Raw genomic sequence first — 15,872 nt, 5'->3', positions numbered from 1 at the left:
CCGTGCGCCCCGTGCTGCACGCAGGGATTCCTACGCCTTGTTGACCTGGAGCCAACTATGAACACACGTCCATCCACCCCCCTGCGCTGGCAGTTCTGGATCGACCGCGGCGGCACCTTCACCGACCTGGTGGGCCGCGCGCCCGACGGCACGCTGCACACGCTGAAGCTGCTGTCCGAAAACCCCGAGCAATACCGAGACGCCGCGGTCGAAGGCATCCGCCGCCTGCTGGGGCTAGCACCCGGTGAGGCGATCACGCCCGAGCGCGTCGAGTGCGTGAAGATGGGCACGACGGTGGCCACCAACGCGCTGCTCGAGCGCAAGGGCGACCGCACCCTGCTGGTGACCACGCGCGGCTTCCGCGACGCGCTGCGCATTGCCACCCAGGCCAGGCCCCGCCTGTTCGAGCGCCACATCCAGCTGCCCGAGCTGCTGTACGAGCGCGTGGTCGAGGCCGACGAGCGCGTGGATGCCCAGGGCGAGGAGCTCCAGCCGCTGGACCTGCGGGCCCTGCGGCCGCAGCTGCAGGCCGCCTACGACGACGGGCTGCGCGCCTGCGCCATCGTCTTCCTGCATGGCTACCGCGCTCCGGCCCACGAGCAGGCCGCCGCGGCCCTGGCCCGGGAGATCGGCTTCACCCAGGTGTCGGTGTCGCACGAGGTCAGCCCGCTGATGAAGCTGATCCCGCGGGGTGACACGACGGTGGTGGATGCCTACCTGTCCCCGATCCTGCGCCGCTACGTCGAGCAGGTCGCCTCGCAGATGCCGGGCGTGCCGCTGTTCTTCATGCAAAGCTCGGGCGGCCTGACCGAGGCCCGCCGCTTCCAGGGTAAGGACGCCATCTTGTCGGGCCCCGCCGGCGGCATCGTCGGCATGGTGCGCACCGCGCTGGCCGCCGACCACCCGAAGGTGATCGGCTTCGACATGGGCGGCACGTCCACCGACGTCTCCCACTTCGCCGGCGAGTTCGAGCGGGCGTTCGACACCGAGGTGGCGGGGGTGCGCATGCGCGCGCCGATGATGAGCATTCACACGGTGGCCGCCGGCGGCGGCTCGGTCATCCAGTTCGACGGCGCCCGCCTGCGCGTCGGTCCGGACTCCGCCGGTGCCAATCCGGGGCCGGCCAGCTACCGGCGCGGAGGCCCGCTGGCCACCACCGACGCCAACGTCATGCTGGGACGCATCCAGCCCGAGTTCTTCCCCCGCGTCTTCGGCCCCGCGGCCGACGAGCCGCTGGACCGTGATGTCGTGGCCCGGCGCTTTGGCGAGATGGCCCAGGCCATGGGCCAGGCGGCAGGCAAGCCGGTGAGTGCTGAGGAGGTCGCTGCCGGTGCCCTGCAGATTGCCGTGGGCGCCATGGCCAACGCCGTCAAGCGCATTTCGGTGGCGCGTGGCTATGACGTGACCAGCTACACGCTGCAATGCTTCGGCGGCGCCGGCGGCCAGGCCGCCTGCCTGGTGGCCGATGCGCTGGGCATGACGCGCATCCTGGCGCATCCCTTCGCCGGGGTGCTCAGCGCCTACGGCATGGGGCTGGCGGACCAGACCGCCATGCGCGAAGGCTCGGTGGAGCGCCGGCTCGATGCCGACGGCCTGGCCGCCGCCCGTGGCCTGGCCGACAAGCTGCGCGGCGAGGCATCCCACGAACTTCAGTCGCAGGGCGTCGCCCCCGATGCCCTCGAATCCGTGGCTAGGCTGCAAGTGCGCTACGAAGGGACCGACACGGCCCTGGGCTGCGCCTTGCCGGCCGCCGCCGCGGGCGAGCGGCAGGCCCTCGCCACGGTGCGCGAGGAGTTCGAGGCGGCCTACCGCCAGCGCTACGCCTTCCTGATGCCCGACCGGGCCCTGGTGATCGAGTCGGTGAGCGTCGAGTGCATCGCGGCGGGCGAGCGGCCGGCAGCTCATGGCGCCGGCGTGCCGGAAAAGGCGCACCAGCCGCAGCCCCGCGCCCAAGTGCGCATGTACTGCCTTGCCGACGAGCAGCCCGCCGGCTGGCGTGACGCGCAACTGCACGTGCGTGAATCGCTCGCCGCGGGCGCCACGATCGACGGCCCGGCGGTGATCGCCGAGAAGAACGCCACCACCGTGGTGGACCCGGGCTGGCAGGCGGTCCTGCGCGCCAACGGCGACCTGGAACTGGCCCGCATCCGCCCGCGCGCGGCGGTGCATGCCGTGGGAACCGAAGCCGATCCCGTCATGCTCGAAGTGTTCAACAACCTGTTCATGAACATCGCCGAGCAGATGGGGCTGCGCCTGCAGAACACCGCCTACTCGGTCAACATCAAGGAGCGGCTGGACTTCAGCTGCGCCGTGTTCGACTCCCAGGGCCAACTGATCGCCAACGCGCCGCACATGCCGGTGCACCTGGGCTCGATGAGCGAGTCGATCCGCTCGGTGGTCGAGCGCAACCCGGAGATGAAGCCGGGCGACGTCTATGTGCTCAACGACCCGTACCACGGGGGTACCCACCTGCCCGACATCACGGTGGTTACGCCCGTCTACCTCGACGAGGGCGAGTCCCGGCCGGCATTCTACGTTGCATCGCGCGGCCACCACGCCGACGTGGGCGGAACGACCCCAGGATCGATGCCTCCCTTCTCGAAGTCCATCGATGAAGAGGGTGTCCTGATTGACAATTTCAAGCTCGTCGAGGCTGGGCGCCTGCGGGCCGAGGAGTTGTCGGCGCTCCTGTCGTCCGGCCCTTACCCGTCGCGCAACCCGGCCCAGAACCTGGCCGACCTGCGCGCTCAGATCGCCGCCAACGAGAAAGGCGTCCAGGAACTGCGCGCGATGGTGGCCCAGTATGGCCGCGAGACCGTGGCGGCCTACATGCAGCACGTGCAGGACAACGCCGAGGAGTCCGTGCGCCGCGTCATCACGGCGCTCAAAGACGGCGAGTTCACGCTGCCCCTGGACAACGGTGCGCGGATCCGAGCGAAGGTGACGGTCCATGCCGCCACGCGGTCGGCGACCGTGGATTTCACCGGGACCAGCGCGCAGCTACCGAACAACTTCAACGCGCCCAAGGCCATCACCATGGCGGCGGTCCTTTACGTGTTCCGCACGCTGGTGGACGACACCATTCCGCTGAACGCGGGATGCCTCAAGCCCATCGAGGTGATCGTGCCCCAGGGGTGCATGCTCAATCCGGTCTACCCGGCGGCCGTTGTTGCCGGCAACGTCGAGACCTCGCAGTGCGTGACCAACGCGCTGTATGGCGCCCTGGGCGCGATGGCCAGCAGCCCCTGCACCATGAGCAACTTCACCTTCGGTGATGCGCAGCGCCAGTATTACGAGACCATCTCGGGCGGCTCGGGTGCGGGTCCGGGCTTTGACGGAACCGACGTGGTCCAGACCCACATGACCAACTCGCGGCTTACCGATCCAGAGGTGCTGGAGTTCCGCTTCCCGGTGCGCCTGGACAGCTACACCATCCGCAGCGGTTCGGGCGGGGCCGGGCGCTGGCAGGGCGGCGAGGGTGGCGAGCGCCGCATCCGATTCCTGGCCCCCATGACGGCTTCCATACTGTCCAATGGCCGCCTCCACGGGGCCTTCGGCATGGCCGGCGGCGGTGCCGGTGCCGTGGGTCGCAACCACGTGGAGCGTGCCGACGGTCGGATCGAGGAACTGGGCCACATCGGCCAGGTCGAAATGCAGCCGCAGGATGTCTTCGTCATCACCACCCCTGGCGGTGGCGGCTACGGCAAGGAGGCCTGAGCATGAACGCACCCGTACGCGCCCTGGCCAGGCCCGGCACCGAGCCCGGGCTGTCCTACCTGCCGGCGACGGCAGGCAGTCCCTGGCAGACCTACCTGGCGCAGGTGGAGCGCGTGCTGCCCTACCTGGGGCCGCTCTCGCGCTGGGCGGACACGCTGTGCCGGCCCAAGCGGGCACTGATCGTCGATGTCCCCATCGAGCTCGACGACGGCACGATCGCCCACTTCGAGGGCTACCGGGTCCAGCACAACCTGAGCCGGGGCCCCGGGAAGGGCGGTGTGCGCTACCACCCGCAGGTCACGCTCGACGAGGTGATGGCGCTGGCCGGCTGGATGTCGATCAAGAACGCGGCAGTCAACGTGCCGTTCGGAGGCGCCAAGGGCGGCATTCGCGTCGATCCCAAGCTGTTGTCCGTCAAGGAACTGGAGCGGCTGACCCGCCGCTACACCAGCGAGATCGGCCTGGTCATCGGCCCGCAGCAGGACATTCCCGCGCCCGACGTCAACACCAACGCCCAGGTCATGGCCTGGATGATGGACACCTACTCCATGAACGTGGGCGCGACCAGCACCGGCGTGGTCACCGGCAAGCCGATCCACCTGGGCGGATCGCTCGGACGCGTCAAGGCGACGGGGCGCGGCGTGTTCATCACCGGGCGGGAGGCGGCGCGCCGCATGGGCCTGGAGTTGAAGGGAGCGCGCGTTTCGGTGCAGGGCTTCGGCAATGTGGGCGGTATTGCCGCCGAACTCTTTGCCGAGGCCGGCTGCCAGGTGTGCGCGGTGCAGGACCATGCGGCCACGGTGTTCGCCGAGGCAGGACTGGACTTGCCGGCGCTCCAGGCCCACCACCGGGAAACAGGGTCGGTGGCAGGCTTCCCCGGCGCGCAGTCGGTCACCACCGAGGAGTTCTGGGACTTGCCGTGCGACATCCTGATTCCCGCGGCACTGGAAGGACAGATCACCGCCGCGCGTGCGCAGCGCCTGAAGGCCCGGCTGGTGCTCGAAGGCGCCAACGGCCCGACCTTGCCCGAAGCCGATGACGTGCTGGCCGTGCGGGGCATCCGGGTCGTCCCGGATGTGATCTGCAACGCTGGCGGCGTGACCGTGAGCTACTTTGAATGGGTCCAGGACTTCTCCAGCTTTTTCTGGAGCGAGGCCGAAATCAACGCACGGCTGGAGCAGATCATGGTCGGTGCCCTGGAGCGGATCTGGGAGACATCCGAGCAGCATCGGATTTCTTTGCGCACTGCGACGTTCGCTGTGGCATGCGAGCGCATCCTCTCCGCTCGGGCCGAGCGCGGCCTGTACCCATAGGGCACATACGGGGCTGTGGCTGAAAGCAGTCCGTTAACCCAACCAGGGCAGTGTCCGTCGCGGGCCGGATCCACACGAAGAACAACGGGAGGGCGCGGACCTCTCGTACTCGAATCCACACATGAAGCTCCTACAAGAAGCGACGCTGCGCGCGGCCGCACTGGACTACCACCGTCTTGGCAAGCCTGGAAAGCTCGAGATGGCTCCCACCAAAGCGCTGGACAGCGTTGAAGACCTCGCTCTTGCCTACTCGCCAGGGGTTGCCTACCCCTGCCTGGAGATCCAGGCTCAACCCGCCCTGGCCAATGAATACACCGCACGCGGGAATCTGGTGGGAGTCATCACCAACGGAACGGCTGTTCTGGGTTTGGGCAATATCGGCCCTCTGGCCAGCAAGCCTGTGATGGAAGGCAAGGCCTGCTTGTTCAAGAAGTTCGCCGGCGTAAACGTGTTCGACATCGAACTGGCGGAAACTGACCCTGACAAGCTGGTGGACATCATTGCGGCCCTGGAGCCGACACTGGGTGGCATCAATCTGGAGGACATCAAGGCGCCAGAGTGCTTCTACATCGAACGCAAGCTGCAGGAACGCGTTTCCATACCGGTGTTCCATGACGACCAGCACGGCACGGCCATCATCGCCGCCGCAGCACTGCTCAATGGCTGCGAGTTAGCGGGTAAGTCCCTGGGAACAATCCGGATTGCGGTCTCCGGAGCAGGCGCCGCTGCCCTTGCATGCGCCGAGATGATGCTGGAGTTGGGAGTGCGCCGGGAGAACCTCCTGTTGGTTGACTCCAAGGGTGTGATCCATTCGGGACGCAGCCAGGATCTGGATCCATCGAAAGTGCCGTTCGCACTCGAAACCAGGGCGCGCACGTTGAAGGACGCAGTTGAGGGTGCTGACGCTTTCCTCGGGTGTTCGGCCGCAGGGGTTCTGACGCCCGAGATGGTTCGCACGATGGCTCCCAATCCGATCATCCTGGCACTCGCGAACCCTGAACCGGAGATTCGCCCGGCGCTGGCGATGGCTGCGCGTGGCGACTGCATCATTGCCACAGGTCGCTCGGACTATCCGAACCAGGTCAATAACGTCCTTTGCTTTCCCTACATTTTTCGTGGTGCGCTTGATTGTGGTGCGTCCCGCATTACCCGCGAGATGAAGTTGGCCTGTGTCACCGAGTTGGCGAAATTGGCGCGCGAAGGCGAGGTTGGCGCTGAAGGGACCGGACGGGCGTTTGGTCGCCAGTACTTCATCCCGTCACCTTTTGACCGTCGCTTGCTCCCACGTTTGGCTGTGGCCGTTGCCAGCGCCGCGCAAAGAGCCGGCGTCGCCGCTCGCCCGATACCGGATCTGGTCAACTACCAGCGCACCCTGGCTGAATTGCATAGCCATCCAGGCTTGCACAAAGCGCCAGGGCCTTGACGAAACTACGAGCGATGTTCGACAAGAAACAGGAGCTGCCTTTATTGGCAACTAATCCGCGTCCTGGAGCGGTCGCTCGCAAAAAGAGGGTGACTGTCCGCTCCGGGTCGGGAGCAGGCATCGGCCAAGGTGGCCGCGAGGGACCGCTCCCGCTGCAAACCGTTCACCCGCCCACTTGATCTCCCGCAGCGCCCCGCCCGCACCCCGGCAAGCCCGCCTGCACCGCCTCCATTCAACCCTGTTGCGCCGGCGAGGCGGACTCCCGGGGCCGGGCTTCCAGCCTCGCGCGCACCAGGTTGATATTGGCTCGCAGGGCATAGAGCTCGTCGGCGTACGACAGCGGCACCGTCAGCCGCGCCACCCGCCGCTCGAGGGCGTCCAGCTCGCGCTGCACGTCGGACCGGTCGCCGGCTTCCTGGGTTGCCCGCTCCTCCAGCGCCCGCAACTGCCCGTACCAGCGGAACACCCGCGAGCGGATCCGGAACGTGTAGAGCGGCGGCACGATGCGTGACAGCGGCAGCAGGATGGCGATGATGATGCCCAGCGCCAGCCACATGCGCTCCACCAGGTTGGCCAGCCAGAACGGCAGGTAGCGTTGCAGGAAGGGGGCGCCGGACCGGATCGCCCGCTCGGCCTCGCGCGAAAGCGGGTACTCGTTCTGCTCGATGCTGGGGAAGGCCCTGGCCCGGTTGAACCAGCCCGCCGACCCGTGCAGTGAAGCAGCGGTCTGCGCGAAGAGCTGGACCAGCGCAGGATGCGTCTGCGCTCGCGCGAGCAGCGAGGTGGTGGTGGCCACCAGCCGCACATCCTGCGGCGGCAGGTCACGCGCCAGGTCGACCACCCCTCTCGGCAGCACCACCGGCGCCAGGAAGCCGAAGCGCCGGGAGTACGCCTCGCTTTGAGGCAGGTCCATCAACCGGACCCCCGGCGTCTGCAGCAGCATCTGCACCATCAACGATTCAGGCGCGGAGGCGAACACCAGGGCGTCGACCTGGCCGTCCAGGAACGCCATCGTCGCCGCGGTCTGGTCCAGTTCCGAGACCTGCAGTTCGGACGGGTCGATGCGGTTGGCCTCGAGGAGCCGGTCCATGAGCCGCGGGACGCCGCTGCCGCGGGTGCCGACGTTCAGGCGCAGGCCCTTAAGCTGGGGCAGGCCCGACAGGGTGCCCGCGGGCACGTGGCGGCGGACCGTCTGCGGCCGGTAGAACAGCCACAACGGCTCCACGAACAGGCTGCCCAGCGAGACCAGGTCGGGCGAGGTGTCGTCCCTCGCGTGGGCCGGCGCGGTGCCTCCCTGGACGAACGCCAGGTCCGCCCCGCCTTCGCGCAGGAGCCGCTCGTTGGCGAGCGAGCCCTCGCTGGGGACCAGCACGACCTCGATGCCCTGGAGCGCCAGGGCGGCGCGGTAGCGTTTGCCGAACTCCTCGTAGGCGCTTTGCGCCGGGCCGGTGGCCAGGCGCACGCGCTGGGGCGGCATGGGGTCGAGCCAGAGGTACGCCAGCACCAGCAAGGCCACACCCAGCAGCGCGAAGGGGGCGACCGAGATCAGCAGGTCCCGCGCCGACAGCAGCCTGTAGCGGATGCGGGATGACCTGTCTGCCTCGCTCATGGCGCTCCTGCTCGTTGGGCCCGATGCGGGGATTGTCTCAAAGGCGGCATGCGGCGACGACCGCCCTGCGCCGGCGTCCCCGCGGTCGGCCGGGCCGGCCCGTGTCGGCACCGGCCCTCGCCGGCAGGCCGGCCCGTACACTCCTTGCGGGCCTGGCGCGCCCGAGCCCCCGCGACCTGCCCCACCGCCGCAGACTGGAGCCACCATGAAGATCATCGTCTCGACCGTCGTCCCCGCGCCGTTGCACGCCGTGTGGGCCGCGTACACCACGCCGGAAGACATCAAGGCCTGGAACACGGCCTCCCCCGACTGGCACACGACTGCGGCGACGGTGGACCTGCGGCCCGGCGGCAGTTTCAGCTCCCGCATGGAGGCCAAGGACGGCTCCTTCGGCTTCGACTTCGCGGGCCAGTACACCCGCATCGTCCACCTCGAGCTGATCGAGTACGTCTTCGGCGATCGCACCGGCAAGGTGGAATTCAAGGACGGTGCGGATGGTGTCACCGTCACCGTCACGTTCGACGCCGAACGGACGCACTCCGAGGAGCAGCAGCGAACCGGATGGCAAGCGATCCTGGACAGCTTCCGCCGCCACGTCATCGGGAAGCTGGCCCTGGAATGACGAGGACCGCGGGGCCGGACGAGGCCGGTCCGCGGCCCCCGAAACGCCCGCGCATGAACGCTCCGCCCCTGCCTCGCCGCGCCACCTGCGGGCACTGCCTGCGCCCGCAGTCGACCTGCCTGTGCGCGCTGGCGCGGCCGACGCCCCACCGCACCGAGGTCCTGGTGCTCCAGCACCCGCAGGAGCAGCGCCAGGCGAAGAACAGCGTGGCGCTGCTGCGCCTGTCGCTGGCGCAGTGCGAGGTGGTCGTCGGGGAGCGCTTCGCCCCCGAGGTGCTGCAGGCCCTGCTGCATCGGCCGGGGCGCGAGACCCGGCTGCTGTACCCCGACGTCCCGGCCGCGCCGGCGCCGCCGGCCGCGGCGGTCCCCGCGGCGCCCGTGCGGCTCGTGGTGATCGACGCCACGTGGCGCAAGAGCCTGCGGATGCTGCTGGAGCATCCGGCGCTGGCGGCGCTGCCGCGGCTGTCCCTGGAGGCGCCGGCGCCGACCTGCTACCGCGCGATCCGCGCCGCGCGCCGGGCGGACCAGGTCTCGACGCTGGAGGCCACCGTGCAGGCGCTGGCCCTGCTCGAGGGGCCGGCCTTCGAGTCCGCGCCGCTGCTCGATGCGTTCGGCCGATTCGTCGCGGGCGTGGCGGCCCGGCAGCAGCCCCCGGCGGAACGGCATCACGGCCCGTAAAGTGCCCGCCCTGCATCACGCCGGACCGGCTCCGGCGGACTGCAAATGGATTGAATTGCCGCCGGTCATGAAATACTTTTTGTGACGTGCTTTCCCTGAAGAGGCGATTCATGGAAAAGTTCGCAATCTGCCGGCGGGCCATCATGCGCGCCCGCATACCGGCCGCCGCTCTCGCCGGAGCGATCTGGCTCGCAGCCTCGGACCCGCCCGGTGCACGACTTCCGGTTGCCGACGCCGCCAGCGCCAGCCCCCCCCAGCCCTTGGCCCTGGCCCCGCCGGCGCCCGCCGCCGCCAGCACGGCGGGTCCGCCCGATGGGGTTTACGACTCCGCCGTGTCGAACCTGACGACGGGAGAGGGGCCGTTTCCCCTGGCGTGCGAAAAGGAGGGGGATGAAATCACCGTCTCCTTCCTGGATGGCGACCATTTCACCGTTGATGGCGATGGGTACGCGGCGAGGGACGCGGAACAATGGACCGTGGAGCTCGACCCCGAATCGCATCGCCCACTCCAGTGAACGAGGGGCCGGCATTCCTTGCCACCCCGGCAAGGCCACTTCCCCGCCCGGATGCGGCCCCCGGACGCGGCCGATAAACTCCCCACCTTCCCCCCAGCGCTGCGTTCTCCCGGCATGCCCCTGCCCGTCCCGACCGTCTCCACCCTCCTGACTGCCCTGCGCCGCCCCTTCGCCCTCCTGGGCGTGGCGGCCCTGGCTGCCTGCGGCAGCACGCCGCCCGCCGGCGCACCTTCGGGCGCGGTGACCGCGGCACCGGCGCAGGCCGCTGCCCCGTCTTCGCCCTCCGTCAAGATCGGCATCGCCCTGGGTGGCGGCGCGGCCAAGGGCTTCGCGCACATCGGCGTCATCAAGATGCTGGAGGCCAATGGCCTGGCGCCCGCCGTGGTGGCCGGCACCAGCGCCGGCAGCGTGGTCGGCGCCCTCTACGCCAGCGGCATGAACGCGTTCGAGCTGCAGGAGAAGGCCGTCGCGCTCGACGAGGCGAAGATCCGCGACCTGCAGCTGTCCTCCGGCGGGCTGCTGCTCGGGCAGAAGCTCGAGGACTACGTGAACGAGCAGGTGCGCCGCCAGCCGCTGGAGCGGCTCGCCAAGCCCTTCGTGGCCGTGGCGACGCGCCTGGAGGACGGCGAGCGCACGGTCTTCGCCCGCGGCAACACCGGCCAGGCCGTGCGGGCCTCCAGCAGCGTGCCGGGCGTGTTCCAGCCCGTCACCATCGGCCGGTACCACTTCGTCGATGGCGGCGTCGTCAGCCCGGTGCCCGTCGACGCGGCCCGCGAGCTGGGCGCGGACCTGGTGGTCGCGGTCGACATCTCCAGCAAGGCCCGCGGCCAGACGCCCTCCGGCATGCTGGGCACGCTCAGCCAGTCCATCGCGATCATGGGACAGCGGCTCGGCCAGGCCGAACTGGCCCGGGCCGACGTCATCGTGCGCCCGCAGGTCCTGGACATCGGCGGCGCCGATTTCACCCAGCGTGCCAGCGCCATCCTGGAGGGCGAGAAGGCCGCCCTGGCGGCCATGCCCCAGATCCGCGAGCGCATCGCGCAGCTGCAGGCCGCGCGCGAGCAGGCCACCCGCCTCGCCAGGCAGAAGGAGGCCGAGGCGCAGCGCCAGGCCTGCCTGGAGCAGCGCTCGCGCCTGCAGAAGCTGGCCGGCATGGCGGGCCTGGACGGCGCCTGCCCGGCGCCCTGAGCCCCGGCTCCCTGCCCGGGGTCGCCGGGCGCCGGCGCCCTTCCCGTCGCCCTCCCGGGCCGCCCGCGCGGGTCACTCAATTCCTGATCAGATTGGGTAGGATCTATCCGACGCGGGAGCCGCTCGCCACCATTTGCTTGTAAAGTTCGGTAGGAAATATGTTTCAGATTGAAACATGACGATCTACCATGTTCTAGGTACCAGGTTTCACGGCGCAACAGGGCCGTCGACGGCAGGCGCCGCGGTCGCCTTGGCCGCAAGCGCCTGCTCGGGCTCCGCCTTCGCCGCGGAGACCGGGCCGCTGCAGCCGACCGTCCAGACCGCCACGCACCTCCTGATCTGGCTGTGCCAGCTCCTGATCATCGGGCTGACCCCGATCTCCTGGGGCCACCTGCGCGAGGCGGAGGACCGGGCCACCCGGCTGTGGTTCGCCGGCCTGTGCGTCATCACCTTCAGCAGCCTGGTCCTGGGTTTCGTGCAGCGCGCCAACGGCATCACCGGCAGCACGATGGTCGCCGGCACGTGGCTGTTCGTGGAGGCGATGCGGCGGGAAGCCGGCCGGCCGCCGGCCCGGTGGCGGTGGGTGGCGCCGCCGCTGGCGGCACTGCTGCTGGCCTACGCCGCCATCGAGTGGCGGGGGCTGTACGGCTCGGCCGGCGTCATCCTGACCTCGGTGGCACTGGTCGTCCTCGAGACGGCGCTGGTGTACCAGATCTACACCGTGGGCCGGCCGCTGCGCAGCCGCGGCCTGGTGATGGTCGGCGCGGGGATCCTGCCGGTGGCCTTCGTCAACCTGGCCCGGCTGGTCAGTGTCCTGGCCGAGGGGCAGTCGCAACCGATGTTCGCCCCCAACCCGTTTTCGACCTCGATCGTTCTCGCCTACACGATCTTTTCCATCCTGACAACGGTCGGCTTCCTGGCCTACCGGCTGGAGAAGGCCCACCATCGCAGCATGATCGAGCTGGAGGAGGCGACCCGCCGGCAGCTCGCGGAGCAGAAGCAGCACGAGGAAGAACTCCGGCGCGCCAAGGAGACCGCCGAGTCCCTGAACCGCACGCTGGAGGCGGCCAACCAGCGCCTGGCCCAGGTGGCCATCGTCGACAACCTGACCGGGCTGTGGAACCGCCGGCACTTCGACGACGTGGTCGTCGCGGAGATGGCCAAGGCCGACCGTCACGAGCTGCCGCTGTCGCTGGTGCTCCTTGACGTCGACCATTTCAAGCAGATCAACGACACCCACGGCCACATGGCCGGCGACCGCGTCCTCGTCGAACTGAGCATGGTTGCCCAGCACGTGATCCGCAAGTCGGACCTGCTGTTTCGCTGGGGGGGCGAGGAGTTCCTGCTCCTGCTGCCCAACACCGGCCTGGCCGGCGCCTACGCGGTGGCGGAGAAGCTGCGGGCCTCGTTCGCCGAGCACGCGATCCCGGGCGTGGGCGTGGTGACGGCCAGCTTCGGCGTCGTCGCCCATGAACCCCGGCAGTCCCTGGACGCCCTGATGCGCCGCGCCGACCGCGCCATGTACGAGGCCAAGGGCGGCGGGCGCAACGTGGTGAAGGCGGCGGCCTGAGGGCGGGCCGGCCCTCAGCGCTGGACCTTGACGGTCTTGACCGCCGGCATCGCCGGGGCGGGCTGCGCAACGCCGAACGCGGGCCAGAGGTCGTTCTCGCCGTCCTGGCGCTCGCGCACCTCGCGCCAGGCCGGTTCAAAGGCGCCCTCCTGCAGCACCCGCAGGTTCTTCTGCAGGCAGGTGCGCAGTGCCTGCACCGCCTGGCCCTTGGCGCCGCCCGGGGCGAAGGGGCGCGTCACCAGCAGGTTGGGGCTGGCCAGGAAGTCGAAGTTGAAGGTGTCGATGTTGTCGTAGTTCTTGCGCACCAGCTGGTAGGGCGCCTTCACCGGCAGGTCGAAGGGCAGGAGCATCAGGCGGTCCGCGCGGCCCAGGCGCTGCACCGGGCCATTGGGCCAGCCGCTGGTGGTGAGCATGGCCGCGGCCTGGCCCGACTTCACCAGCTGCAGGGCCTGTTCGTCGGTCTCCACGTCCTTGAACACGAGGCCGAGGTCATGCTGGCGATCGAGCAGCCGGCCCAGGGACCGGGCCGAGCCGACGGCCGCCACCGGCAGCCCCTGGAGGTCCGTGAAGCGGGTGATCGGCTTGTTCACCCAGCGGTGGTCCACCGGCAGCCACCAGCGCGGGTGGCCGTCCTGGCGGGCCACCAGGTGCAGCAGGTTGGCGTTCATCGGCTGCACCATCTGCAGCTGGCCGATGGCCTCATCCGAGGTCCTGAGCTCGCGCAGCGTGTCGAGCTGCACGAAGCCGAGGTCCGCCCGGTTGGCGGCCAGGGTCGTGAGGTTCTGCAGGCCGCCTTCGCTGGTCACCTCGGTCATGGCCACCTGCGCGCCGCACACCGACTGGACGTCGGCGAAGACGCGGGAAAAGCCCTTGCCCTTGGCGCCGGTGGCGATGCGCAGGATGCGGTTCGCATCGGCCGCGGCGGGCAGGGCGGCTGCGGCAGGCGGGCCGGACGGCGCAGGCTGGGCGTGCGCGCCGGCGGCCAGCCCGAGGGCCAGGGTGATCGCCGCGGCCATCGGGAGCTTCGGGCTCAGGGGATTCGTGTTCATGTCTCGTTTCCTTTCCATGGTTCGGGGTTGGGGATTCACAGGCCGGTGGTGCCGCTGCGCGGCGCACCCGGCTGGGGGGCGGGGGAGGTGAGGGCGCCCACCAGGGCGACCACGGCGAGGACGGCGAGCACGACCTGCGCGCAGCGGCGGAAGCGTTGCCAGAAGTTCATGACGCGCTCCCGGTGCGCAGGGTGGGCAGTTCGAGGGCGTCCATGCGCGAGAGGCTGTCCGGCTCCAGCAGCCGGCGCGTGGGGCCGTCCACGCTGGACATCTGCACGTCCAGCTCGGCGAAGACGCTGTTGAAACGCTCCTGCACGGCGCTCAGCGCGGTGTCGGTGAGCAGGTCCTGCACCAGGGCGTCGGCGGCGCGCGGGTCGAGCATGGCCGTCGCCTCGTCGATGGCCAGGGCGATGCGCCACTCGCTCTCCTTGCGCTCGATCGCCGCGCGGAAATCGTCCAGGGCGGCCTGTGCCTGCTGCAGGCGGGCGATGTTCAGCGCGTGGAACTGCTGCAGCCGCGCCAGTGCCTTTTCCTGCCGGTCCAGCGCGTGCTGCGGGTCGTGGTGGCGGCGCTGCGCCAGCATCTGCGAGATCGTCTCGACCTGGCCGCCCACCACCACCAGCGCATCGCGGAACGCCTTGAGGCGCTGTGCGCGCCGCAGCAGCTCGTTCTGCAGCTGCTCGATCGGGTTGCGCCGGGCCTCGGCCTTGCGGGCGGCCAGCAGCCGGTTCTCCAGGCGCTGCCCCAGCCAGGGCAGGGCCTGGACGGCGGCATAGGCCAGGCCCAGCAGCAGGCCGGTGACCACCAGTCCCAGGCCGCCGGCGGCGGCCAGCCAGAGGACAGGCGCGAACAGGGCCAGCAGCCCCACGCCGCCGGCGACCGCGGCCCATCGCAGCCACGGGATCGCGGGCGATGCGGGGGATCTCGTCAAACTTGTCATGTCGTTTCTCCTGGAGTGATGAACGTGCGGGCAAAGGCTCTCCCCGCGGCACGGGGCGTGCCGCTCGCGAGGGCGGTGGGGGGAAGGGCGCCGGCGGGCGCGCGGGGTCAGGGCGGCGGCGCGCCGGCGCGGCGGAAGGCGGCCGCCAGCTGCGGGTCGATCCAGCCGCGCGTGGCGGCATCGACCGGGGCCAGCGCCTCACGCCACTGGCGCAGCTGCAGCGGCGAGGGCGTGAACATCGTCACCCGGCCGCTGGCGGCGATGCGCTCCAGCGCCTGGTGGTTCTCGGCCTCGGCGATCTGGTTGGCGAAGCGCGTGGCCTCGCGCAGGGCCGCCTGCAGGTGCTGGCGGATGTCATCGGGCAGCCGCTCCCAGAAGCGGCGGTTGGTGAGGACGGCATAGGCCAGGTAGCCATGCCGGGTCACGCTCAGGTGGGATTGCGCCTCGTGCAGGCGCTGGCTGTGGATGTTGCTCGGCACGTTCTCCTGGCCATCGAGCTGGCCGGTGCGCAGGGACTCGAACACGTTGGCCAGGGGCGAGACCGAGACCTGCGCGCCGAGTGTCCGCATCTGTTCGACCAGGGTACGCGAGGCCTGCACCCGCACCTTCAGCCCGCGCACGTCGCCCGGGCCGTGGATCGGCCGGTTGGCGGTGAAGACCTTGAAGCCGTTGTCCCAGTAGCACAGGCCCTGCAGGCCCAGCGGCGCCAGCCGCTGCAGCAGGCCGGCGCCCAGCGCTCCGTCGGCCACCGCGCGGAAAGCCGCCTGGTCGCGGAACAGGAAGGGCAGGTCGAAGACCTCGAAGTCGCCGATGCCCAGCGCGGAGAGCTTGGACAGCGACGGGGCGAGCATCTGCACCGCCCCCATGCGCAGCGCCTCGAGTTCCTCGCGGTCCTTGTACAGGGTGCTGTCCGGATGCACCTCGACCCGTACGCGGCCGCCGGTGCGCGCCTCGGCCAGCGCCTTGAAGTACAGCGCGGCCCGGCCCTTGGCGGTGTCCGCGGACACCACGTGGCTGAACTCGACCAGGATCGGCCGGGCGCGGCTGGCGCCGTGGCTCGAGGGCGCCAGCGCGCCGGCGCAGGCGGCGGCGCCGGCCCGCAGCAGCTGGCGGCGGCGGCGGGTGTCGATGCGGGGGCTGGAGGCGGACATGGCGTCGGCGTGGTGTTAGTCGGATTGACTACAGTCTAGGGGCAGGGCCCGGCGCGGCCAGTGTGGGGTTCCACAGGTGTGGGTTTCCACACCTCGGC

Annotated in this window: 12 protein-coding genes and 1 pseudogene; 8 read left to right on the top strand and 5 right to left on the bottom strand. The window is 70.1% G+C overall.

Annotated elements, in window-relative coordinates; translation table 11 throughout:
• Positions 1 to 57 precede the first annotated feature (57 nt).
• The 3 genes and pseudogenes from ACFQZY_RS02715 to ACFQZY_RS02705 all read left to right on the top strand — a co-directional run.
• Complete coding sequence (locus tag ACFQZY_RS02715) at positions 58 to 3,717, top strand: hydantoinase B/oxoprolinase family protein (RefSeq protein ID WP_377412272.1); 3,660 nt, start codon at positions 58 to 60, stop codon at positions 3,715 to 3,717.
• A gap of 2 nt (positions 3,718 to 3,719) precedes the next feature.
• Positions 3,720 to 5,030 carry a Glu/Leu/Phe/Val dehydrogenase gene (locus ACFQZY_RS02710; protein ID WP_377412270.1) on the top strand — a complete coding sequence of 437 codons (1,311 nt, stop codon included), beginning with the start codon at positions 3,720 to 3,722 and terminating at the stop codon, positions 5,028 to 5,030.
• A 121-nt stretch (positions 5,031 to 5,151) separates the two neighbouring features.
• Positions 5,152 to 6,444, top strand: a pseudogene (locus ACFQZY_RS02705) (malic enzyme-like NAD(P)-binding protein); the annotation flags it as partial.
• A gap of 241 nt (positions 6,445 to 6,685) precedes the next feature.
• On the opposite strand, the gene ACFQZY_RS02700 reads toward ACFQZY_RS02705, so the two are convergent.
• On the bottom strand, positions 6,686 to 8,062 hold the full coding sequence (locus ACFQZY_RS02700; protein ID WP_377412268.1) for a TAXI family TRAP transporter solute-binding subunit: 1,377 nt from the start codon (positions 8,060 to 8,062) through the stop codon (positions 6,686 to 6,688).
• Positions 8,063 to 8,267: 205 nt separating this feature from the next.
• Between ACFQZY_RS02700 and ACFQZY_RS02695 the strand changes: the two genes are divergently transcribed.
• From ACFQZY_RS02695 to ACFQZY_RS02675, 5 genes are all read left to right on the top strand, one after another.
• The gene (locus ACFQZY_RS02695) at positions 8,268 to 8,684 is read left to right on the top strand and encodes an SRPBCC domain-containing protein (RefSeq protein ID WP_377412266.1); all 417 of its coding nucleotides are present in this window, start codon (positions 8,268 to 8,270) and stop codon (positions 8,682 to 8,684) included.
• 53 nt (positions 8,685 to 8,737) lie between these two features.
• Positions 8,738 to 9,361 (top strand): tRNA-uridine aminocarboxypropyltransferase, encoded by a 624-nt coding sequence (locus tag ACFQZY_RS02690; RefSeq protein ID WP_377412264.1) that lies wholly within the window; start codon positions 8,738 to 8,740, stop codon positions 9,359 to 9,361.
• 110 nt (positions 9,362 to 9,471) lie between these two features.
• A complete protein-coding gene (locus tag ACFQZY_RS02685) occupies positions 9,472 to 9,876 on the top strand; it encodes a hypothetical protein (protein ID WP_377412262.1) in 405 nt (134 codons plus the stop codon).
• Between the two features lie 114 nt (positions 9,877 to 9,990).
• Positions 9,991 to 11,064 (top strand): patatin-like phospholipase family protein, encoded by a 1,074-nt coding sequence (locus ACFQZY_RS02680; RefSeq protein ID WP_377412258.1) that lies wholly within the window; start codon positions 9,991 to 9,993, stop codon positions 11,062 to 11,064.
• 250 nt (positions 11,065 to 11,314) lie between these two features.
• Complete coding sequence (locus ACFQZY_RS02675) at positions 11,315 to 12,634, top strand: GGDEF domain-containing protein (protein WP_377412256.1); 1,320 nt, start codon at positions 11,315 to 11,317, stop codon at positions 12,632 to 12,634.
• Between the two features lie 14 nt (positions 12,635 to 12,648).
• Here the strand turns inward: ACFQZY_RS02675 and ACFQZY_RS02670 are convergent, their stop codons facing one another.
• The 4 genes from ACFQZY_RS02670 to ACFQZY_RS02655 form a co-directional block, all read right to left on the bottom strand.
• The gene (locus ACFQZY_RS02670) at positions 12,649 to 13,683 is read right to left on the bottom strand and encodes a hypothetical protein (protein ID WP_377412254.1); all 1,035 of its coding nucleotides are present in this window, start codon (positions 13,681 to 13,683) and stop codon (positions 12,649 to 12,651) included.
• 35 nt (positions 13,684 to 13,718) lie between these two features.
• Positions 13,719 to 13,853 carry a hypothetical protein gene (locus ACFQZY_RS02665; protein WP_377412252.1) on the bottom strand — a complete coding sequence of 45 codons (135 nt, stop codon included), beginning with the start codon at positions 13,851 to 13,853 and terminating at the stop codon, positions 13,719 to 13,721.
• Entirely contained in the window at positions 13,850 to 14,623 is a 774-nt protein-coding gene (locus tag ACFQZY_RS02660; RefSeq protein ID WP_377412250.1) for a hypothetical protein, read from the bottom strand. The genes ACFQZY_RS02665 and ACFQZY_RS02660 overlap by 4 nt, the downstream gene beginning before the upstream one ends.
• 107 nt (positions 14,624 to 14,730) lie before the next feature.
• Positions 14,731 to 15,774 (bottom strand): DctP family TRAP transporter solute-binding subunit, encoded by a 1,044-nt coding sequence (locus tag ACFQZY_RS02655; protein ID WP_377412248.1) that lies wholly within the window; start codon positions 15,772 to 15,774, stop codon positions 14,731 to 14,733.
• Positions 15,775 to 15,872 lie beyond the last annotated feature (98 nt).

It is taken from the genome of Ramlibacter sp. GCM10027632 (assembly GCF_042675325.1).
GTDB lineage: Bacteria > Pseudomonadota > Gammaproteobacteria > Burkholderiales > Burkholderiaceae_C > Ramlibacter.
Note: the sequence above shows the minus strand (reverse complement) of the source record. Positions and strands in the feature narration are given on the sequence as shown.

What these genes read in the sequence shown, in the direction of transcription:
- ACFQZY_RS02715 (WP_377412272.1), top strand. Translation starts at nt 58, where the DNA reads ATGAACACACGTCCATCCACCCCCCTGCGCTGGCAGTTCTGGATCGAC.
- ACFQZY_RS02710 (WP_377412270.1), top strand. Translation starts at nt 3,720, where the DNA reads ATGAACGCACCCGTACGCGCCCTGGCCAGGCCCGGCACCGAGCCCGGG.
- ACFQZY_RS02700 (WP_377412268.1), bottom strand. Translation starts at nt 8,062, where the DNA reads ATGAGCGAGGCAGACAGGTCATCCCGCATCCGCTACAGGCTGCTGTCG.
- ACFQZY_RS02695 (WP_377412266.1), top strand. Translation starts at nt 8,268, where the DNA reads ATGAAGATCATCGTCTCGACCGTCGTCCCCGCGCCGTTGCACGCCGTG.
- ACFQZY_RS02690 (WP_377412264.1), top strand. Translation starts at nt 8,738, where the DNA reads ATGAACGCTCCGCCCCTGCCTCGCCGCGCCACCTGCGGGCACTGCCTG.
- ACFQZY_RS02685 (WP_377412262.1), top strand. Translation starts at nt 9,472, where the DNA reads ATGGAAAAGTTCGCAATCTGCCGGCGGGCCATCATGCGCGCCCGCATA.
- ACFQZY_RS02680 (WP_377412258.1), top strand. Translation starts at nt 9,991, where the DNA reads ATGCCCCTGCCCGTCCCGACCGTCTCCACCCTCCTGACTGCCCTGCGC.
- ACFQZY_RS02670 (WP_377412254.1), bottom strand. Translation starts at nt 13,683, where the DNA reads ATGAACACGAATCCCCTGAGCCCGAAGCTCCCGATGGCCGCGGCGATC.
- ACFQZY_RS02665 (WP_377412252.1), bottom strand. Translation starts at nt 13,853, where the DNA reads ATGAACTTCTGGCAACGCTTCCGCCGCTGCGCGCAGGTCGTGCTCGCC.
- ACFQZY_RS02660 (WP_377412250.1), bottom strand. Translation starts at nt 14,623, where the DNA reads ATGACAAGTTTGACGAGATCCCCCGCATCGCCCGCGATCCCGTGGCTG.
- ACFQZY_RS02655 (WP_377412248.1), bottom strand. Translation starts at nt 15,774, where the DNA reads ATGTCCGCCTCCAGCCCCCGCATCGACACCCGCCGCCGCCGCCAGCTG.